At 62.1% G+C, this 20,704-nt stretch carries 15 protein-coding genes; 13 read left to right on the top strand and 2 right to left on the bottom strand.

Annotated features, from left to right (window positions below; all coding sequences use genetic code 11):
• Positions 1–325: 325 nt before the first annotated feature.
• The 4 genes from ABEA23_RS02615 to arfA all read left to right on the top strand — a co-directional run bounded on the left by ABEA23_RS02615 (position 326) and on the right by arfA (position 5,169).
• Positions 326–1,648, top strand: a complete 1,323-nt coding sequence (locus ABEA23_RS02615) for an extracellular solute-binding protein (protein WP_345476530.1) — start codon at positions 326–328, stop codon at positions 1,646–1,648.
• Positions 1,645–2,622, top strand: a complete 978-nt coding sequence (locus ABEA23_RS02610) for a carbohydrate ABC transporter permease (RefSeq protein WP_345476529.1) — start codon at positions 1,645–1,647, stop codon at positions 2,620–2,622. Before ABEA23_RS02615 ends, ABEA23_RS02610 begins: the two co-directional genes overlap by 4 nt.
• Entirely contained in the window at positions 2,619–3,521 is a 903-nt protein-coding gene (locus ABEA23_RS02605; RefSeq protein ID WP_345476528.1) for a carbohydrate ABC transporter permease, read from the top strand. The genes ABEA23_RS02610 and ABEA23_RS02605 overlap by 4 nt, the downstream gene beginning before the upstream one ends.
• Before the next feature lie 112 nt (positions 3,522–3,633).
• Positions 3,634–5,169 (top strand): arabinosylfuranosidase ArfA, encoded by a 1,536-nt coding sequence (gene arfA / locus ABEA23_RS02600; RefSeq protein WP_345476527.1) that lies wholly within the window; start codon positions 3,634–3,636, stop codon positions 5,167–5,169.
• Between the two features lie 67 nt (positions 5,170–5,236).
• Here the strand turns inward: arfA and ABEA23_RS02595 are convergent, their stop codons facing one another.
• A complete protein-coding gene (locus tag ABEA23_RS02595) occupies positions 5,237–6,265 on the bottom strand; it encodes a LacI family DNA-binding transcriptional regulator (RefSeq protein ID WP_345476526.1) in 1,029 nt (342 codons plus the stop codon).
• A 184-nt stretch (positions 6,266–6,449) separates the two neighbouring features.
• On the opposite strand from ABEA23_RS02595, the gene ABEA23_RS02590 reads away from it, so the two are divergent.
• The 9 genes from ABEA23_RS02590 (at position 6,450) to ABEA23_RS02550 (ending at position 19,010) form a co-directional block, all read left to right on the top strand.
• Positions 6,450–7,715, top strand: a complete 1,266-nt coding sequence (locus tag ABEA23_RS02590; protein ID WP_345476525.1) for a sugar ABC transporter substrate-binding protein — start codon at positions 6,450–6,452, stop codon at positions 7,713–7,715.
• 38 nt (positions 7,716–7,753) lie between these two features.
• On the top strand, positions 7,754–8,692 hold the full coding sequence (locus ABEA23_RS02585) for a carbohydrate ABC transporter permease (RefSeq protein WP_345476524.1): 939 nt from the start codon (positions 7,754–7,756) through the stop codon (positions 8,690–8,692).
• Positions 8,689–9,504, top strand: coding sequence for a carbohydrate ABC transporter permease (locus tag ABEA23_RS02580; protein ID WP_345476523.1), 816 nt, complete (start codon positions 8,689–8,691; stop codon positions 9,502–9,504). The genes ABEA23_RS02585 and ABEA23_RS02580 overlap by 4 nt, the downstream gene beginning before the upstream one ends.
• Positions 9,505–9,526: 22 nt before the next feature.
• Entirely contained in the window at positions 9,527–11,527 is a 2,001-nt protein-coding gene (locus ABEA23_RS02575) for a glycoside hydrolase family 127 protein (protein ID WP_345476522.1), read from the top strand.
• 180 nt (positions 11,528–11,707) lie between these two features.
• Positions 11,708–13,000, top strand: a complete 1,293-nt coding sequence (locus ABEA23_RS02570; RefSeq protein ID WP_345476521.1) for an ABC transporter substrate-binding protein — start codon at positions 11,708–11,710, stop codon at positions 12,998–13,000.
• Positions 13,001–13,137: 137 nt separating this feature from the next.
• Positions 13,138–13,572 carry a hypothetical protein gene (locus tag ABEA23_RS02565; RefSeq protein WP_345476520.1) on the top strand — a complete coding sequence of 145 codons (435 nt, stop codon included), beginning with the start codon at positions 13,138–13,140 and terminating at the stop codon, positions 13,570–13,572.
• Between the two features lie 212 nt (positions 13,573–13,784).
• The gene (locus tag ABEA23_RS02560) at positions 13,785–15,080 is read left to right on the top strand and encodes an ABC transporter substrate-binding protein (protein WP_345476519.1); all 1,296 of its coding nucleotides are present in this window, start codon (positions 13,785–13,787) and stop codon (positions 15,078–15,080) included.
• 53 nt (positions 15,081–15,133) lie between these two features.
• Complete coding sequence (locus ABEA23_RS02555; RefSeq protein WP_345476518.1) at positions 15,134–16,414, top strand: ABC transporter substrate-binding protein; 1,281 nt, start codon at positions 15,134–15,136, stop codon at positions 16,412–16,414.
• A complete protein-coding gene (locus ABEA23_RS02550; RefSeq protein WP_345476517.1) occupies positions 16,407–19,010 on the top strand; it encodes a glycosyl hydrolase in 2,604 nt (867 codons plus the stop codon). Before ABEA23_RS02555 ends, ABEA23_RS02550 begins: the two co-directional genes overlap by 8 nt.
• An 80-nt stretch (positions 19,011–19,090) precedes the next feature.
• On the opposite strand, the gene ABEA23_RS02545 is transcribed toward ABEA23_RS02550, so the two are convergent.
• Positions 19,091–20,704, bottom strand: coding sequence for an aldehyde dehydrogenase (NADP(+)) (locus ABEA23_RS02545; RefSeq protein ID WP_345476516.1), 1,614 nt, complete (start codon positions 20,702–20,704; stop codon positions 19,091–19,093).

Genomic DNA, 20,704 nt, shown 5'->3' with positions numbered 1-20,704 from the left:
TGTCCCTGTGCCGGCCTTGCGGCCTGGCCTTATACCTATGCGCACATGCCTGCGTGTACCTGTCCATTCATCGAATCTATGTTCCATTGTTTCATGTCGCCTGGTACTTGTCGAGACTTTTTGGTCACTTTTGCGAGCAGTCTGACGGGACATCAGGAGATCCGCCCGGCGTCCAGGCTGGAGACTCTTGACCGCAGGGAGACACTTGGGTACCTTCATTACAACGTTGGAAAATGTGATGCGTAACACATATACGGGGTTGTGCAGGTAGGCCTACCGCAGCCCTCTAAGTCAGATGTGAGCCCCTCCTACGAGAGGACATGACATGAGCGCAATCAGCAGACGGGAGCTTCTCGTCGGCTCTCTTGCCGCGATGTCCGCGGCTGCCCTGTCCGGATGTGCCGCGACGACGGGCGGGGCTAATGCCAAGACTCTCCAGTTCTGGCATCTGCTCAGCGGTGGTGACGGCATCACGATGCAAGGACTCATCGACGGCATCAATGAGCGGCACAGCGAGTTCTTTGTCCGACCCACAGTGTTGGCCTGGGGAGCGCCGTACTACACGAAGCTCGCCATGGCCGGGGCTGGCGGACGCGCACCCGAGTTGGCGATTATGCACTCAGCAAGAGTGCCCGGATATGTTCCTGGCGGGCTCCTGGACCCCTGGGACCAGGAGCGTCTGGCAGAGCTGGGGGTTTCCCAGGAGCATTTCTCCGACCGGGTGTGGGAGAACAATCTGGTCGGAGGTGAGCTCTTCAGTGTGGCACTGGACGCTCATCCCTTTATTGCGCTGTACAACACGGACATCTGCGAGGCCGCTGGAGTCCTGGACAGTGACGGGCAGCTGCTGAGACCGGATAACCCCGAGGACTTTCTTGAGATGTGTCGCGAGATCGCTGGCCATGCTCCGGGGCACGCCCTCTCCTACGGTTTCCTCGGCGACGGCCCGCAGATATGGAGACTTTTCTACACCCTGTACTCCCAGCATGGGGCAGTCATGGATTTCCCCCAGGGCGGCACTGCTGAAGTGGACGGAGACGCCTTCATCGCCTCATTGGAGCTGATGCACCAACTTGTAGACGGGGAAATAACCGCCCGCCAGGGGACCATCGACTCGGCGATTGCCGAGTTTGCCGGTCAGCGCAGCGGCATCCACTTCACCGGTGTCTGGGAGCTTCCCACTATGCAGGGTGCTGGAGTGCCGGTGGACGCCACGATGATTCCTCCGATCTTCGGACAAGAGGCTGTCTACGCAGACTCGCACTCCTTCGTGCTTCCCCATCAGATGGACCCCGATGAGGAGGCCCGGCAGATGACGTATACCGTTGTCAGCGAGCTGCTGAAAGGGTCCTTCGACTGGGCCGGTGCTGGTCATATCCCCGCATATCTCCCCGTGACTGAGGACCCCGAATATGCACAGCTGATGCCCCAGGCCCACTATGCCGAGGCCGCAGACCATTTGGTCTATGACCCCACGGCCTGGTTCACCGGGTCAGGGTCGAACTTCGTCGGTGACGTCGCCCAGATCGTGCAGGGAGCCATCGTCAGCGGTGAGGGCTATGAAGAGGCGCTGGAAGGATTCCTCTCGCATGTGAACGGCATCCTCACCCGGCCGAACCCGGCGAACCCTGAGGAGAGGCAGCTATGACAGAGGCAGGAGTGGCCCGCAGTGCCATCACCGCAGACTCACGCACAGTACCTGACGCGGACTCGTCCGGGCCTCGGCCTCAAGCGATAGGACGCGGGGAGGCGCGACGCAAGGAGCAGCTGATCAGCTGGGGATTCCTGGCCCCATTCATGATTGCGTTCGTGCTGTTTGTCGTCTGGCCGCTGATCCACGGCGTCTACTTGAGCATGACCGACCAGGCGCTCACCGGAGCCGGCGGAAGCTTCATCGGCTTGGAGAACTACTCGGAGGCTCTCAGCGACCCACTGGTGTGGCAGTCGATTCGCAATACCCTGTGGTTCACTCTGTTGTCCACGGTGCCGCTAGTAGTGCTCGCCCTGGTGATGGCGCTGCTGGTTCACACTGGTCTGCCTGGGCAATGGCTGTGGCGGTTGTCCTTCTTCATGCCGTTCCTGCTGGCCTCCACGGTGATCTCCCAGATCTGGGTCTGGATCTTCAACCCGGAGATCGGCGCAGCCAATGAGCTGTTGGCGGCGGTGGGCATCGAGCCGATTGCCTGGCTGCAGACGCCACACGTAGACCTCATCGCCATCGTGATCGCCACCGTGTGGTGGACAGTGGGCTTCAACTTTCTGCTCTACCTGGCGGCCCTGCAGAACATTCCTGATCTGCAGTACGAGGCCGCCGCCGTCGACGGGGCGGGACGGTGGCGACAGCTGTTCTCCATCACCCTGCCGCAGCTTGGGCCCACGACCGTCGTCGTGCTGATCCTGCAGCTGCTGGCGTCGCTGAAACTGTTCGATCAGGCATACCAGATGATGGGCGCCAGCGCATCGGAGACATCCAGGCCAATTGTGCAGTACATCTTTGAAGCCGGCTTTGTCGGCTATCGCTTCGGCTATGCCTCGGCCATCTCCTATGTGTTCTTTGTACTGATCGTCATCGTAGGCATCATCCAGATGATTGCCCTGGGCCGACGTAAGGAGATCCGATGAGCGCCCCAGCTGCGGTTCTGCGCGAACCCACTTCCGTTCAGACCCCACGTTCCTCCCGCAAGCCAGGCGAGTCGGCGTTCTCCGGGGCACGGGTGGCGGCATTCATCGCGCTGGCGATTATGGCGGTGACCTGGCTGCTGCCCTTCCTCTGGGCGGTAGCCACCGCGTTCAAGACTGAGACCGACGCGGCCGCAGGTGGACTTCGTCTCATCGGCGAAAGCGGAGTCTCCACGCAAGCCTTCGAGTCCATTCTCAGCCAAGGAAATGTCTACATCTGGGCACTGAACAGCGCTTGGACCTCAGTGGTAATCACCCTGCTCACCGTCGCGATCTCCGCGCTGGCGGCCTATGCCTTCTCGAGGTTGAACTTCACGGGCCGCAAGTGGCTTTTTATCACGGTGATCGCCTCCATCATCGTGCCGCCTCAGGCGCTGATCATCCCGCTGTACTACCAGATGCTCGCGTTCAACATGGTGGACACCTACTGGGGCTTGATCCTGCCTCAGGTGGTCATGGTCCCGATCGTCTTCATCCTTAAGCGCTTCTTTGACGCGGTGCCCGTGGAGCTGGAGGACGCGGCTCGGGTGGACGGTGCGGGACGGCTGCGGGTGTTCTGGTCAGTGGTGCTTCCGTTGTCCCGGCCCATCCTCGGCGCGGTCTCCATCTTCGTTTTCATTCAGGCCTGGAACAACTTCCTGTGGCCTTTCCTCGTTCTCAACGACACCCTTCTGATGACCCTTCCCGTTGGTCTGCAGACGGTTATCAGCGCCTACGGGGTTCAGTATGCCCAGGTGATGGCGCAGGCGGTGCTTGCAGCCTTGCCGCTGGTAGTGATCTTCCTGTTCTTCCAGCGCCAGATAGTCAAGGGCGTGGCAACCACCGGTTTCGGTGGCCAATAACTGCTGAGCGCTGAGCGCCGGAAGTCCGTCCCGATCCGAGAAAACTACAGAACCGACCATCGTCGCTGTCCTGCAGAATGACGGCGTCCCAGAGAGAAACTCAAGGAGAGACATGCCCTACGCAACGATCACTATTGACCGGGACTTCACGGTGGCCGATGTCCCGCGCCGGCTGTTCGGCTCTTTTGTGGAGCATATGGGGCGATGCGTCTACACCGGAATCTATGAGCCCGGGCACCCACGTGCCGACGAACGCGGATTCAGGCAGGACGTGATGGAGCTGGTCAAGGAGATGGGTCCCACGGTGATCCGCTATCCCGGGGGGAACTTCGTCTCTGGCTATCGGTGGGAGGACGGTGTCGGTCCGCAGGAGGATCGTCCGGTGCGCATAGATGGTGCCTGGCACAGCATCGAGACCAACGCCTTCGGCCTGCATGAATTTGTCGACTGGGCGCGCGAAGCCGAGGTGGAGATCATGGAGGCCATCAACCTTGGCACCCGTGGCGTGGAAGCTGCCCGTTCCCTGGTGGAGTACGCCAACCACCCCGGCGGTACCTACTGGTCTGATCTGCGGAGAAAGAACGGGGCAGAAGATCCCTTTGACATCAAGCTGTGGTGCCTGGGCAATGAGCTCGATGGGCCGTGGCAGATCGGGCATAAGACTGCCGCTGAGTACGGGCGCTTGGCCCAGGAGTCCGCTAAAGCCATGAAGCTGGTGGACCCGACAATCGAGTTGGTAGCCGTGGGTTCGTCCAACCGACAGATGCCGACTTTCGGTTCATGGGAGCACACCGTCCTCACCCACACATACGAGGAGGTCGACTACGTTTCCATGCACGCCTATTACCAGGAGCACGACGGCGACGCGGCGAGTTTCTTGGCTGAAGGTGTGGACATGGACGCCTTCATCGACGGGGTGATCAGCACCATCGACGCGGTCAAAGCAGCGGGCAAGCACACCAAGCAGGTGAACATCTCCTTCGACGAGTGGAACGTCTGGTACCAGCGAGGTCTGGAGACTGAGGACCAGCCGCACCAGGTAGCCAGGGACTGGAAGACCCACCCCCGGCTTATCGAAGACACCTATTCCGTCACCGATGCCGTGGTGGTGGGCACGTTGCTGCACAGCCTGTTGCGCCATGGTGACCGTGTGCGTATTGCCAACCAGGCGCAGCTGGTCAATGTGATCGCGCCGATCCGGTCAGAGGAGGGAGGCCCCGCCTGGCGTCAGGCGTCGTTCTGGCCCTTCGCACGGATGGCCGCTCTGGCCCGGGGGCAGATCATGCAGCTGTCACTGGTCTCTGATCAGGTCTCCACCAAGAAGTTCGGGGAGGTCGACGCCGTAGATGCTGCCGCCACCTGGGATGAGGAACGCGGAAAGCTAGCCCTTTTTGTCGCTAATCGGTCCTTGGAGGAGGACGGTGAGGTTTCACTGAAGCTGCCAGGCTTCACTGCGCGCAGCATCGCCTCCGCAGAGGTGCTGTGCGTACCCGAAGGTGGCGACCGGCATCTGGCCAACGTAGAGGACAACCAGGACGCGGTGACTCTGGTACCCCTGCAGGAGGTGGGCATCCAGGACGGTCGTGTTCAGTTGAAGCTGCCAGCACTGTCCTGGGCTGTGGTGGAGATCGACGTCGAGTCGGCATGATTGATGCATATTCTCGGCGCCGCGGCCGCCCACTGACTTAGGTTCCGGCGTCGTCGATGTCTTGCCGCTAGGCTCCGGCCGAGGATTCTCTGATCACTAGACGGGGCCCCACCGTCTCAACCAAGTGTGCCGGTGGGGGTCCGTCCAGTGCCTGGGACAGCAGTTGTGCCGCACGTCTGCCGATCAGCTTGAACCCGAAATCAACGCTGGTCAGCGGCGGCTGAGCTCCGCTGACCAGCGGCTCCCAGTTATCGAAGCTCGCTACCGCGATGTCCTCGGGGATCCTTAGGCCGCGCTGCTGCGCAGCTTCCAGCACCCCGCGCGCTATGCGGTCACTGCCGGCAATGATCGCATCGACATCCGCCGAGCCTTCTAAGAGGCTGCGCGTTGCTGCTCGGCCCCACGTTTCGGTCCATGAGCCGAACATCGTTGGTGACGCTAGAGAGAGGTCATGGGCGCGAAGGGCTTCAACTACCCCCCGATGGCGCTCCTGCGCTGCTGAATACGTAGCATCTCCAGCGATATGAACAATATGACGTATTCCCAGTGCCACCAGGTGATCGCCAACCAGCTTTCCAGCCTGGACGTTGTCGGTAACCACAGAGAGGTCATTTGGGTTCTGCGAAGGGGCGTAGGCATAGACCACTGGAACCGGGACCTGGTGGCTGAGCGAGGCGCGTGCATCTGGGCGTGCTCCCACCACGATCAGACCGTCCACATCGCGCCCAATCAGGGCCTTCAGGTGGTGCGACTCCCGAATCGGGTCGCCTCGGCCGTCGCAGAGAAAGACTGACGTGCGGTGGGCGCCGAAAGCATCCTCGGCCCCCATCAGGATGGGAAGGCTGAAGCGTCCTTCTAGGTCATCGGTGATGAGGCCGACAGTGCCCGTGCGCCGGGAGTGCATGGACTGGGCAAGGACGTTGGGAGTGAACCCCAACCGATCCGCCACCTCCCGCACACGTTCTCGGGTAGCCGCACTGACCTGGCCGGGGCGATCATTCAGCGCCTTCGAGGCCGTACTGGGAGACACGCCAGCCAAGGATGCGACGTCTCGCAGGGTAACTCGTTTTCTGCGAGTTTCTGACCAGACGTTCAATGAGACCTTCTCCTCCGTAGTAATAGCGCCAGTCTAGTGGATATTCGCGCGCACTAAACCCTTGTATGTGACGCAGGTCACTGTTACGGTGAGCGAAAACGTTTTCGTTCGGTTTCTTAATCCCCGCTCTGTTCTGAGAGTCCACCCACTTCGCACTCAACACACCCACCCTGAGGAGGTCATCGTGAGGCATAGCAGCACGAGTGTTCTAGGAAGTTCCCTTGTAGCAGCAGCCTTTGTCCTGACTGCGTGCACCGGAGGAGGTGGAAACGGTAACGGCGGAGATGGCGCCGCGGAGGCTGAAGGGCCACAGACCCTCACGGTCTGGCACTACTTCGCCGAAGACGCCCAGGTAGAACTGATGGAGGCGTATAAGGACAAATTCGAATCAGCCAACGACGGTGTCACCGTTGACAATGTCTACATCCCCTACGATCAGATGAACTCCAGACTGGTGAACGCCGCGGGAGCGGGTGAGGGCCCGGATATTGCCGTATTCAACGGTGCCGAGACCTCAGTCCTGGCCTTGGGCGGTGCCCTGGCCCCGCTCGATGATTATTGGTCCGGCTTTGCCGACGCGGATCTCGTCCAGGACTCGGTGCTGCACAGCATGGATGACGAACTCTATGCCGTGCAGGGATACGTCAACTTGCTGGGCCTCTGGTACAACGCCGAGATCCTCCAGGAACTAGGGCTCGAAGCGCCCACCACTATGGACGAGCTCGAAGATGCCATGGCTGAGGCCGAGGATGCAGGGTACCGGGGTATCACCGTTAGCGGCCTGCCCAACTCGCAAGGCGAATGGCAGGCATACCCTGTTCTCAGCGACGCCGGGTTTAACTACGAGAATTTGGACGAAGCTGCCCTGACCTCAGCCCTGACCCGTGTGGCTACCTGGGTCGACGAGGGTTGGCTTTCCCAGGAGGCCGTCACTTGGGACCAAACCGTGCCCTTCCAAGAGTTCTCCGCCGGGGAGACTGCCTTCGCTATCAACGGCAACTGGCAGCGCGGGAATGCTGCGGCTGACGCTGACTTCGAGTACGGGGTAGTAGCCCTGCCACTGAGTGATACCGGAGGCGTGTATCTCGGCGGCGAAGGACAGGGGATCGGTATCAATTCGGCCAACCCAGACCTGGCGTGGCAGTACCTCGAGCAGACCTATCTCGATTCCGAAGGCCAGCTGATGGCTCTCGAGACAGTCGGTTCCCTCCCCTCGCGCGAGGACGCCGCTGAGAATGAGTTGGTCACTGAGGATGAGATTCTGGCGCCATTCAGCGAGACCGTAGCCAGGTTTGGTGCCAACTATCCAGATCCCGTGGTGCCGCCTGAAGCTGTGGGTGATCTGCAGGTCGGTATGGGACAGGCCTGGAGTGCCGTCATCGGCAAGCAGAAGTCACCAGAGGATGCCGCCGCTGACATCATCGCGACGCTCGAGGGGCTCCTTGACTGATGGTGGTTCATGCTCCGCCAGCTCGGGTAGCGCCAGTTGTGCCCCGTGAGGTCGGCGCTGGTACTGCCGGTCCCCGGTCCAAGCGACCGGGGACCGGCAGGTGGCAACAATCACGCCGATACATCATCTTCCTCATCCCAGCTGCGGTCTTCATGCTGCTCTTTGCTGTGTTCCCGCTGGTTCAGCTGCTGTGGATGAGCCTTCACGACGTCACGCAAAGGACGCTCCACGCTGCCGACTGGGACTTCGTGGGGTGGGAGAACTATCTTCGCGGGTTCAGCGCCGGGGAAAGCACTGCGGCCATCGGGCGAACGCTGGTAGTGGTCCTGATCGTGACAGTCGGCGGCATGCTGCTCGGCCTCATCGCCGCCATCGCCCTACGAACAGCCGGTCGGTGGTCCGCAGGGCTCTTAGCGCTGATGGTCTTCGTCTGGGCGCTTCCCCCGGTAGTCAATGGATCGGTGTGGAAGTTTCTGCTGGCCGAACGGGGACTGTTCAACACGGCACTGTCCGCCGTCGGAGTCTCGCGGCCCATACCGTTCCTCTATGACCCGCAATGGGCGCTGATTTCGGTGGCCTGTGTGGCGGCCTTCGCCGTTATTCCGTTCAATGCGCTGGTCTTTCGTGCCGCGTTGATGGCTATCCCGCCGGAAGTCTTCGAGGCAGCAGCAGTTGATGGAGCCAGCAGGTTCCAGGAGATCCGCTACATCATGCTCCCGGCAGTACGGGGAACCACGCTCGTGCTGTTTGTGCTCACCGTGGTCTACGGATTCAGGAGCTTTGACTTCATCTATGTCATGACCTTCGGGGGGCCGGGTACAGCCACAGCCACCCTTCCCTTCTTGGGCTACCTGCAGGCCTTCAACCGCTACGACTACGGTCTCGGATCCGCGACGTCGTTCCTCGCCGTGGCCGGAGTCCTAATCCTGGCTGGAGCCTATGCCTGGACTATTCGACGTGAGGAGCGCAGCGGATGAAGACCACCGCCGGACCTGTAGCTGTGCTGGTGAAACTGGCCTTCACCCTGATGTACGGCGTGCCTCTGGCCTGGATCGCGCTGACGTCCTTCAAAAGCAGCGCCGATGTCTTCTCCGCTGATTCAGCGATCATCTTCGAGCCCACGCTGGAGGCCTATCGCCGGTCCCTGGGCAGTGGTCTCTACGATGCGCTCATTCAGTCGGTCCTGATCGCCACGGGTACGACCGCCATGGTGTTGCTGATCGCCATTCCGGCCGCCTATGCCCTGGCCCGGGTGGCACATTGGTCAATCTCCCTCGGTCTGGTGGCGCTGATCATCCTGCAGATGATGCCGCAGACAGCCCAGGTCATCCCGTTGTTCGGCCTCTTTGGCAACTGGGGTCTCCTTGACTCGCTGACCGGCGTGATTATTGCTGACACAGCGCTGCTGACGCCCTTCGCTACGCTTCTGCTGCGCCCTTTCTTCCGGGCGGTCCCCATGAGCCTAGAAGAGTCCGGGGCCCTGGACGGTGCGGGAGTGTTCCGCACGTTCTGGTCGGTTGTCCTGCCGTTAGCCCGAAATGGTGTGCTGACCGTCGGGTCAATCACGTTTCTTCTCGCCTGGGGCGAGTTCCTCTATGCAGTGAGTTTCTTGCTCAGCCCCGGAGGCTACCCGCTCTCTGCACTGCTGTCTCAACAAGTCTCTGCCTTCGGCATTGACTGGCCCGGACTCATGGCCCTGGCCGTCCTGACCTCCATCCCGATCCTGATCGTCTTCACCGCCAGCTATCGATTGCTGCGCGACGGTCTTACTGTCGGCGCCGTGAAGTAGACCTCTGAAAGAAGTTCCCACGATGACATTCCATGCAGAATCGCCTGCCACCGAACTGGGCCCAGGACAGCGCCTGCAGCCGCGGCACCCTATTGTTCCCACGTCCTCAGTGCTTCAGCCTCTGGGTACTGACGACGTCAGGATCAGTGGCGGTTTCTGGGGCGATCGCCAGCAGCTAAACAGGAAGACCACCATCCCGCACGCCGAAGAGTGGGTGGAGAGGATGGGGTGGGCGGCCAACTTCGACTACGCCGTCAATGGTGGGCTGCCGCAGAAGCGGCGCGGACGAGAGTTTTCCGATTCCGAGGTCTACAAACTCCTTGAGGGCATGGCTTGGGAGATTGGCCGCAGCGCAGATGCGGAGCTGGACCGGCGATTCAACGCGCTGGCCCGGCGGGTGGCGCTGGCCCAGGAGAGCGACGGTTATCTGAACACCATGTTCGGCCGGCCCGGCCAGAATCCGCGGTACTCCGATCTTGAGTGGGGCCACGAGCTGTACTGTTTCGGTCACCTCATCCAGGCAGGCGTAGCTCGTGCCCGCAACGGAGGAGACGACCTGCTGGTGCACACAGCGATCGCCGCGGCGGACCATGTCTGCCGGGAGTTCGGCGATGAGCAGGATCTGCGCACCTGCGGCCACCCGGAGATTGAGACTGCTCTGGTGGAACTGTGGAGACTTACAGCCGCACAGCGATATCTGGACATGGCCCGGATGTTCATCGAACGTCGGGGAAGGGGAGGGCTGGGAAAGATCTTCTTCGGTCAGGAGTACTTCCAGGATGAGATCACAGTGCGCGAGGCCGATACGCTGCGCGGACATGCTGTTCGTGCCCTCTACCTCTCCTCCGGGGCAGTGGACCTGGCCGTTGAGGACCAGGATGCGCAGCTGCTCGATGCGGTGGAACATCAGCTGCGCAACACCCTTGCCCGCCGGACATATGTGACCGGCGGTATGGGCGCACAGCATGAAGGAGAGTCCTTCGGGGCCGACTTCGCCCTCCCGCCGGACCGATCGTACTCAGAGACCTGTGCTGGCATCGCCGCGGTCCAACTGAGCCAGCGACTGCTTCTCGCCACCGGCGACCCGCTCCATGCAGACACCGTCGAGCGTGTGCTGTTCAATGTGATTGCCGCAGCTGTTGCCGAAGACGGCCGCAGCTTCTTCTATACGAATACGCTGCACCAGCGGCACCGCGGTCAGGTGCCGCCTGCGGATCAGCCGAGTCATAGGGCGGCATCCGGGATGCGGGCACCGTGGTTCGATGTCTCCTGCTGCCCCACAAACCTCACGCGCACGCTGGCGTCACTCGGCGCTTACATCGCGAGCACTGATGCCACCGGCCTCCAAATTCATCAGTATGTGCCCAGCACCATATCGGCAACTACGCAGGCGGGCCAGCAGATCGAAGTCGTGGTGGAGACGGAGTATCCGTTTGCCGGTGGCGTGACCTGCAAAGTTGTTCAGGCTCCGGAGGGACCTTGGACCTTATCTCTACGGATTCCTCAGTGGGCAGCGGAAGCACGGTTGGTGCTGCCGGACGGATCGGTACTCAACGCAGGTCCCGGGGTCCTGCGGGTACCGGTCAGCCCGAGGACCGGTGAGAGTATCGAGCTGCAGCTGCCGGTGGAACCCAGATGGACCCGTGCAGATCCCCGCGTTGATGCAGTGCGCGGGCACGTCGCCGTTGAGCGGGGGCCACTGGTCCTGGCACTGGAATCTGTGGACCTTACTTACGGTTCGGCAGATGCTGACCTACGGGAACGAGAAGTCTCCGAGGTGGTAGTGGATGCCCGGCACCCATTGCGCGAATCCGACGGAGTAGTCCTGGTTCCAGTACGGTATGTTGACCATCACGACAGCCAATGGCCCTATGCCGGTTCCCAGGGCGGACTACCTGCCGGTCAAGACTCAGAATCACGCGAGGACGACGACGCCGACCCGGCCTGGATCCCGCTCATCCCGTACTACGGGTGGGGAAATCGTGGTCCATCAACAATGCGGGTGTGGCTTCCGGTCGACTGAGGGGTCCGGTCTCCGTGGGCATCATTCCCGCCGCGTATCGCGACATGTTCAAGGGGCAACGTAAATCGCCCGGATCCGCGTTGACGTGCTCTGAGTCACACACATAAAGTCAAGTGACCCCGGGGAGGTGACTCCTGTCACAATCCCTGGACACTCCACCGCTCAATGAAGAGGACTGACATGAGAATCACCCGACTCTCGAAGCTGGTCGCAACGGCCGCGATCGGCGCCGTGGCGCTGAGCGCTTGTGGCGGCGACGCCGACGGCGATACCAACGGGGGCGGCGACTCCGGCCAGGTTGAGCTTCGCTTCTCCTGGTGGGGCTCCGACCACCGCGTGCAGACCACCAACGAGATCATCGATATGTTCCACGAGGAGCATCCCGATATCCGGATCAATGCCGAGTTCGGCGATTGGGCCGGCTACTGGGACCAGCTGGCCACCCAGACGGCTGCCGGCGATGCTCCGGACATCATCCAGATGGACGATAAGTACCTGCGCGAGTATGCCGACCGCGGCGCGCTGCTGGACCTCTCCGATGTGGATACCTCACAGTTTGATGAGGCCACTATCGAGAACGGCACCACTGACGCCGGGCTGGTCGGGATCACCACTGGCCTGAACACCCTGGTGCTGGTGGCCAACCCCAGCCTCATCGAAGAGGCCGGGCTGGAGATGCCCGATGACACTACCTGGACGTGGGACGACTACGCCGAGATCACTGCGACGGTCTCCGAGGAGACTGAAGCCTTCGGCTCCGCTGACCCGAATGAACCAGGCGGCTTCCAGATCTGGCTGCGCCAGCACGGGAAGCACCTCACCACCGAGGAAGGCGAACTCGGGTTCGAGGCCGACGACGTTGTCGAGTACTTCGAGTACTACCTGCAGCTGATGGAAGACGGCGGTCTGCCTCCGGCAGCCGTCCTGTCTGAGTATCAGAACTCAGGTCCGGACCAGTCCCTGACCGGCACCAATCGTGCCGCCTTTGGATACTGGTGGACCAACCAGTTGGCTGGTCTGGCCGAGGCATCCGGTGAGGATCTGGTTCCGCTGCGCTTCCCCTCACAGAGCGGTAACGCTGAAGAGAACGGCCTCTGGTACAAGTCCGCAATGCTGCTTTCGGCATCGGCTCGGACTGAGCACCCTGAAGAGGTGAAGACTTTCATCGACTTCTTCGTGAACAACGTTGAAGCAGCCAGCATCAACGGCACTGACCGCGGCCTTCCTGCCAATATGGAGGTCCGTGAAGCAGTGCTGGAAGATCTCGAGGGTGTTGAGCTGGACTCTGCTGAGTTCATCAGCAGCGTCGAGGACGAGGTGAGCGCGCAGCCTGTGGAGCCTGTCCCCGCCATGGGCTTCTCCGCTCTGCAGGATATTCTCTACCGCTACGAGATCGAGGTCTTCTTCGAGCGGCAGTCTCCGGAGCAGGCAGCGGAGTCGATGATTCGCGAGATGGAGTCCGAGCTGAACTAATCGGCCCGGCACCACCCTTTATGTCGATCCGGAGCCGGATGTCCCTCACGTGGGGGCATCCGGCTCCGGGCGTTCATGCAAGAGTAGGAACCGTCACTGGCGGACGAGCAGCGTCTGCCGAAGAAGCAAGGAGTCTCATGGCTGTTGACCCCGATGTGCCGCCGACAAGGTTCGGCCGCAGAATCCTCTACTGTGCCCTCTCGGCCGGTGCAGCAGGACTAGGAATCGTCGTCATCCAGCTGATCTGGGACCTGCTGTCGGGGACTATCGGTGGCGCGCACCTGGCGGCAGCGGTCGGGCACTACACCATCATGGTTCTGCCGATGAGTCTGGTGGCGGGGATCATGGCTGCAGTGGTGGGATCGTTCTCCCGCTGGAGTTCAAGGACGGGCGAGCGTGCTACGGCAGTGGTGGCCGCGGTGATGGCCCTACTGGTTCTCGGCACAGTGACCTTCATCATGCTGTGGGCGCCGCTTTCTGCTGTTATTCAGCTCCTGTGGATCGCAGCAGTGGCTGTCGCGGCTGCCTGGGGCAGTATCCGGACTGATCGAACTGCGGTTCCTCTGTACTGATGGTGGACAGGCTCGCGGAGCCCTCATGCGTAACGGGTATCGCATGATACCCGCATTGCACCAGATTAATTAAACCGATTCATTGACTGTGTTCTAGGTCACACATAGGCTGTCTCCCAATCTGGTCGACAGATTCATCGTCGCCAGATTGTAACGATTCACTTGGCACTTTCCGCAGCTCTGCGGGACCCATACGTTTGCGAGGGATGACGATGACCGGAACAAAGAAGTTCACCAGGCTCTCGGCAGCAGCGGCGGCCGTGGCCCTGCTGGCGGTGACAGCCTGCGGTGGTGGCAACAATGCCGAAGGCGGCGGAGACGAGGACTCCCAGGAGCAGGTTCAGCTGCGCTTTGCTTGGTGGGGTTCCGAACTCCGCCAGGCCAACAGCATGGCGATCATCGAAGCGTTCGAAGATGAATACCCGCACATTAGCGTGGAGGGTGAATTCGCCGACTGGGCGGGATACCAGGATCTGCTGGCTACCCAGTTCGCTTCGCGTGACGCCCCTGACATCGTTCAGCTTGACGATGAGTTCATCCGCGAATACGCAGACCGCGGTGTGCTGTTGGAACTCACTGACATCGACACCTCCGACATCGATCCCACCATCCTCGAAGGCGGCCAGGCAGAGGGCGTGCAGATCGCCATCCCTACCGGCGTCAATGCGCTGGTGATGATGGCAAACCCAGAGCTCTTCGACGAGGCTGGAGTCGAGCTGCCAGATGACACCACCTGGACCTGGGATGACTTTGATGAGATCACTCAGACCATCCACGAGGAGACCGAAGCGTTCGGCACCAACAACCCCATCATGCAGGTCATGCGGGTGTGGGCGCGCCAGCAGGGCGAGCATCTGTTCACTGAGGATGGCCAGTACGGCCTGAGCGTGGAGCAGACCGAGGAGTGGTTCCAGACACTCTATGACTGGAGCCAGGCGGGAACTCTCCCCAACGCATCCCTGATGGTGGAAGAGGAGTCAGCCACCATGGAAGACTCGCTCATCGCCACTGGACGTGCGGCACTGGGCACCTCATGGACCAACCAGCTTCCAGCACTGACCACCGCATCCGGAGTGGACCTGGTGCCGCTGCGTATGCCCAGCCCCACCGGCAATGCCGAGGACAACGGTCTGTGGTTCAAGAACACCATGTTGATCGCCGGCAACGCCGGCACTGAGCACCCGGAGGAAGTCCAGCTCTTCATCGACTTCTTCATCAACACAGAAGAAGCCGGTCTGCACAACATGATGGACCGCGGCCTGCCCATCAATGAAACAGTCCGTGCTGCCGTCGTGGATCAGGTCGACGCGCAGGATCAGGTCGTCGCAGAGCTCATTGACAGCCTCGGAGGCGAGATCACTGACCCCGAACCGATGCTGCCAGTGGGCTATGGAGCAATCTCTGATTCCTACACCCGGTATCTGCAGGAAGTCATGTTCGAACGTATGACTCCGGCTGAGGCAGCCGAGGCATTCGTTGCCGACGCCGAGAGCAACCTCGGCAGCTGACCTCGCGAACTCAGGGCCGCTGCAGGTGAGCGACCGGAAGGGACAAGAACACTATGAGCACACACATTTCCCGCACCCGGGCGCTCGCCGCGGCGGCGCTGGTCGCCGTCGTCGCCCTCACCTCCTGCGGCAGCGGCACAGAGACCCAGGACGAGCAGGAGCAGGTCAGTCTGAGATTCGCCTTCTGGGGTTCCGATACCCGGGTGCAGAACACTGAAGAGATCATCGAATCCTTCCGTACCGAGCATCCGGAGGTCGATGTGGAGATCGAGTTCCGCGACTGGGGAGGATTCTGGGACACCCTCAATACCCAAATGGCGGCCGGGGACGCTCCCGACATCTTCCAGATGGATGCCCCCTATCTCCGCGAGTACGGCGAGCGTGGCACGCTCATGGACCTCTCTGGAGTGGACTTGAGTCAGATTCCAGAAGAAATCGTGGAATCCGGAACTATCGACGGCGAATACTACGGGCTGGTCTCAGGGGTGAACGCTGTAGCGATCGTGGCCAATCCGCGGCTTTTCGCAGAAGCTGGAGTGCCGCTGCCCGATGACACCAGCTGGACCTGGGATGACTACTCCCAGATTTCACAAGAGATCGGCGAGGCGCTGGAGGGCGTCTACGGCGCCGCCGGACCAAAGGAACCGCAGCTGTTCCAGGCGTGGCTGCGGCAGCAGGGGCTCGCCGTCAACGACGACGAAGGGCAGCTGGCCTTCGCAGAGGCCGATCTGCAGCAGTACCTGGAATGGCTCGACACGCTCCGTCAGGACGAGGTATTCCCGCCGGTTGAAGTCATGGTCGAACAGGAGTCCGTATCTCAGGACCAGTCCTTGGAGGCTACCGGCCGTGCGGCCATGGCTTTCAGCTGGACCAATCTGCTGGGTGCGCTGACAGATGCGGCGGGGGAGGAGCTGGTGCTGCTGCGGCTGCCCAGCGACACCGGCAACGTGGAAGATGCCCAGCAGTGGTACAACACCGGTATGGTCTCAGCTTCGGCGCAGACCGAGCACCCCGAAGAAGTGGAAGCGTTCCTGGACTTCTTCATCAATGATGAGCGCTCAGCAGTGATCAATATGACTGACCGTGGTTTGTCCGCCAACACCGAGATCCGTGGTGCCCTGATGGAGCAGATGGACGAGGCAAACCGGCAGGCAGCCCAGTTCATCACCGATATCGAGGACGAGCTTGGCCCACCAGTGCCAGTGCCGGCCACCGGGTTCGGCAACGTCGGTGCAGTCCTGCACCGCTACCAGCAGGAAGTGTTCTTCGGCCGAATGAGCACCCGGGACGCCGCGGAAGCGGCATATCAAGAATTGGAGGATCTCATTGGCTGACCAGCCGCAGACCATTCAGGACCTGCTGGAAGGGTTCCGCAGCCCCTCACCTGAGGCGCGGCCCATGATGCGCTGGTGGTGGTTCGGCCCACACCTGCGCCGGGAGGATCTGCTGCATGACCTCGACGCCATGGCCGCGGCTGGCATTGGCGGAGTAGAGGCGGCTTTCGTTTATCCCATGAGCGGTGAAAGCGACCGTTTCCTCTCGGAGCAGTTCCTCGAGGATCTGCGGTTCGCCGCTGAATCGGCTGCGCAGCGAAATCTGCGCTTTGATCTCACGTTGGGCTCAGGATGGCCCTTCGGCGGCCCCCATATCGACGAGACTACGGCCGCCAGGCGCATCCACTGGGAGCGGGAAGAAGTGCCTCCCGGGCCTGGTCGGATCGTTCTGCCGACTGTCTGGCCAGGTGATGAGCTCATTGCTGGGTACATCGGCAACGGCACCCGCTCCGAGGAGCCCGAGTCCCTCACGCTGCTGGAGCGCGACGGCGAGGCGCTGCTGATTCCGGACGGGACCGGTCCCCGGGTTGTCCGGATCGCGGTCTCCCGGTTGACTCGGCAGAGCATCAAGAGGGCCTCGTCAGGGGCTGAAGGTTGGGCTCTTGACCATCTTTCGAAGGACGCGGCGCTGCGACATCTTGCTGAGGTGGCAGAACCGCTTGTTGCCGCAGCCGGTCCGGAGCGTATCGGCACAGTGTTCTGCGACAGCCTGGAGGTCTACGAGGCAGACTGGACGCCGGGACTAGTTGAGGAGTTCACCGCTAGGCGCGGATACGACCCGCTGCCGCAGCTGTGGCAGCTGGCATTCAGCAAAGATTCTGGGCGCACCTTTCGTGCCGACTACTACCGGACCCTCACCGAGCTGCTGGAAGAGAACTTCATCGCCGTCGTCGGTGACTGGGCACGCTCCAAGGGGCTTAAGTTCCGCATTCAGAGCTACGGCCAGCCGCCGGCGACGGTCAGCTCCTACCGTCACGCTGACGCCTTCGAAGGCGAGGGGTGGGGTTGGGACATCATCAGCGCCTGCCGATGGGCCAGCTCGGCCGGGCAGATCTATGGCCGTCAGGTCATCTCATCCGAAACCTGGACCTGGACCCATTCCCCGTCCTTCCGCTCCACGCCGCTGGACATCCTCGCCGAGGCGCAGGATCACCTGCTGATGGGGATCAACCAGTTCATCGGTCACGGATGGCCGAACTCCCCTCGTCCGGCGGCAGAAAATGGACTGGGCCGGGTCTTCTATGCCGCTGGCGCTCTTGATGATCGCAATGCCTGGTGGGACGCGGCGCCTGCTCTGTGGGCTACGCTCACCCGACTCTCCTGGCTGATGCGTCAGGGGGAGCGGTTGTCCCAGGTGGGCATCTATGTGCCTGCCCGCGATATCTACGCCCATTTCGCCGAGGCCGGGCGCGCGGATCTGTACAAAGAAGCGCGACTGCATATTGGCGACGAGCTTCCGCACGCGGTGCGAACGGCCGGACCGGACTTCGACCTGTTCGACGACGACGCGGTGACGCTGCTGGACCCTACGCGCTTCCCCGTGGTGGTGCTCCCGCGTGCTACCGACATCCCTGAGCCTACGCGTCACTGGCTTCAGCAAGTACAGGACGCCGGGGGCACAGTGTTGGACTTCGGCGGGAGCGCCGGTATCGGAACATCAGCGAAGACCGTCGAAGAAGTCGTGGAGCATCTGCAGGGACCAGTGCGTATCCGTGCCACCTCCGCGGCTGCGCGCAATGAAGCGGTCGCTGTCACCACACGGGAGATCGGATCCGGGCAAGACGCGGGGCCCGGCGCAGGACTGCGGGTACATTTTGTGGCCAATACGTCGTCGAGGTATGTGGAGCCTGAACTGACTCTGCAGGGCGCGCCGGTGCTGGAGCGGTGGGATCCGGAGACCGGTGCGGTGGTCTCTCGGCATACCGGCCAGAGCCTCAAGCTCTCGCTGGCCCCTTATGAGGCCACGATCCTGGTGGAGTCCAGTGTGGGCACCGGCATGGATACCGGTGCAGACGCCAGCGTCACGATAAACAGCACCGAGACCACCAGCGCACCCACGTTGGCTCTGGATACTTGGCAGGTCCAGTTCTCAGACGAGTCGCAGCCGCGTGCGGTGGAGCTGCCGCACCGCTGGGAGGACGACCCGCAGCGCGCCTTCTACTCCGGAAGCGCCCGCTACAGCACCAGTTTCGAGGTATCTGAGAATCAGGAGGTGATCCTTGATCTCGGGTCGGTGGAACACCACCGTCTGGAGGATCCCGGAGCCGCAGGCCTGATGGAGGCTTCCTTCCGCGCAGAGGTCCAGCCTCCGGTGGGCGTAGTCGCCAGGGTCTATCTGGATGGGGAGGACCTCGGTGTGCTGTGGAAGCCGCCCTACACGCTGCCACTGGGGCGGCTTAGTGCCGGCCAGCATGAGCTGGTGCTGGTGGTGGGGAATGTAACCAGCCATCAGTTGGCAGCAGATGAACATCTGGGGCAGATGGTGGCTGAGGCCGAAGCCAGCTTCGGTCGCCGGTTCGGCATCCAGACGCTGGATCTTGCGCTGGCTGATGTCTCTTCAGGTCTCTTGTCAGTGCCCCAGCTGATCCGCCGCTGAGCGCTCCAGACAAAAGCCAAACAGTGGGGCCCGGTACTCGTCACGAGTACCGGGCCCCACTGTTTGTGGCGGCAAACCGCTTAGTCAGTCAGCTGGACCTCGCCGTCCACACGGCGGTTGAGGTTCCAGGGGTTATCGGCCTTCACCGGCTCCGGGAGCAGCGCCTCAGGCAGATTCTGATAAGCCACCGGACGCAGGAAGCGCTCAATGGCCAGGGTGCCGACACTGGTAGTGCGGGAGTCACTGGTGGCCGGGAAGGGGCCGCCATGGACCATCGCGTGGTTGACCTCCACGCCAGTGGGCCAGCCATTGACTAGGATGCGCCCGACCTTGGTCTCCAGCACCGGAATCAGCGGCTTGGCTGTTTCATAGTCAGCCTCGGTCAGATGCAGTGTGCCGGTGAGCTGTCCCTCCAGGTGGGACGTTGCCTCGACGAGCTCCTGGGCTGAACCATAGCGGATGATCAGCGAAGCAGCGCCGAAGATCTCCTCATGCAGCACGGGGTTCTCCAGCAGCTGGGCTACACCAGCGGAGTACACGGCCGGGCCCGGAGCATTGGAACCATCGCCAGTCTGGCCGCGGCCCACCAGCTCGACTCCAGCCTGCTTGGCCAGTTCTTCCACACCGGAGGTCCATGAATCACAGATGCCCTTGGTCAGCATGGTGGTGCCGGCCAGTTCAGCGATAGCCTCGCCCACGGCGCTGACAAACGCATCGCCATCCTCACCAGTGGGGACGAAGACCAGTCCGGGCACGGTGCACAGCTGCCCGGCGGACCCGGTCAGTGCGGTGAGGAAGGCCTTGGCCAGTGCCTTGACGTCCCCTCCAAGGGCGCCGTCGAAGAAGAACACCGGGTTGATGGAGCTCATCTCGGCGTACACCGGAATGGGCTCGGGGCGGGAAGCCGCGGCCTGCATCAGGGAAACGCCGGCGCCGCGGGAGCCTGTGAAGCCCACTGCCTTGATAGCGGGGTCTGTGGCCAGTGCCTGACCGATGGACGCGCCGGGACCGTAGATGAGGCTGAAGACGCCCGGGTGCAGCCCGGTGTCCTTGATCGCCTGAGTAATGGCACGGCCGACAATCTCCGAAGTGCCAGGGTGAGCGTTGTGGGCTTTAAAGATCACCGGGCAACCTGCGGCCAGCGCTGAGGCGGTGTCCCCACCTGCGGTGGAGAAGGCCAGCGGAAAGTTACTGGCTCCGAAGACCGCCACCGGACCCAGGGGGATCTTGCGCTGGCGCACATCTGGACGGGGGAGCGGCTTGCGCTCCGGGTCTGGGGTGTCCATCCGGACGCCGCGGAAATCACCCTGGCGAACCACCTTGGCGAAGAGTCGAAGCTGGTTGACAGTGCGCCCGCGCTCCATGGTCACCCGGGCCTCTGGCAGGCCGGTTTCCGCCATCACCCGGGGGGTCAGCTGCTCTGCCGAGGCCTCAATGTTGTCCGCCACGCGCTCCAGGAATATCGCATGGGTCTCCGGGTCCAGGGTGGAGAAGGACTTATAGGCCTCAGCGGCAGCCGAAGTCGCCTGGCGCAGCTGATCTTCGTCGATCAACGTGTAGGTCGGCTCCAGTGCCTCGTCGGTTGCGGGGTTGTAGCCGTTGACAGTCCGTCCGCTTCCCGGGACCTCCTGTCCAGCAATGATCGAGTGTCCGGACAGTGCGGTCTCAGTGGTGGTGTTCAGCGTGTCAGTCAT

Source organism: Nesterenkonia rhizosphaerae, assembly GCF_039544555.1.
GTDB lineage: Bacteria > Actinomycetota > Actinomycetes > Actinomycetales > Micrococcaceae > Nesterenkonia > Nesterenkonia rhizosphaerae.
This window is presented reverse-complemented; position numbering and strand designations above follow the sequence as displayed.

Coding starts and splice junctions, on each gene's coding strand:
- ABEA23_RS02615 (WP_345476530.1), top strand. CDS start 326: ATGAGCGCAATCAGCAGACGGGAGCTTCTCGTCGGCTCTCTTGCCGCG.
- ABEA23_RS02610 (WP_345476529.1), top strand. CDS start 1,645: ATGACAGAGGCAGGAGTGGCCCGCAGTGCCATCACCGCAGACTCACGC.
- ABEA23_RS02605 (WP_345476528.1), top strand. CDS start 2,619: ATGAGCGCCCCAGCTGCGGTTCTGCGCGAACCCACTTCCGTTCAGACC.
- arfA (WP_345476527.1), top strand. CDS start 3,634: ATGCCCTACGCAACGATCACTATTGACCGGGACTTCACGGTGGCCGAT.
- ABEA23_RS02580 (WP_345476523.1), top strand. CDS start 8,689: ATGAAGACCACCGCCGGACCTGTAGCTGTGCTGGTGAAACTGGCCTTC.
- ABEA23_RS02575 (WP_345476522.1), top strand. CDS start 9,527: ATGACATTCCATGCAGAATCGCCTGCCACCGAACTGGGCCCAGGACAG.
- ABEA23_RS02570 (WP_345476521.1), top strand. CDS start 11,708: ATGAGAATCACCCGACTCTCGAAGCTGGTCGCAACGGCCGCGATCGGC.
- ABEA23_RS02565 (WP_345476520.1), top strand. CDS start 13,138: ATGGCTGTTGACCCCGATGTGCCGCCGACAAGGTTCGGCCGCAGAATC.
- ABEA23_RS02560 (WP_345476519.1), top strand. CDS start 13,785: ATGACCGGAACAAAGAAGTTCACCAGGCTCTCGGCAGCAGCGGCGGCC.
- ABEA23_RS02555 (WP_345476518.1), top strand. CDS start 15,134: ATGAGCACACACATTTCCCGCACCCGGGCGCTCGCCGCGGCGGCGCTG.
- ABEA23_RS02545 (WP_345476516.1), bottom strand. CDS start 20,704: ATGACTGACACGCTGAACACCACCACTGAGACCGCACTGTCCGGACAC.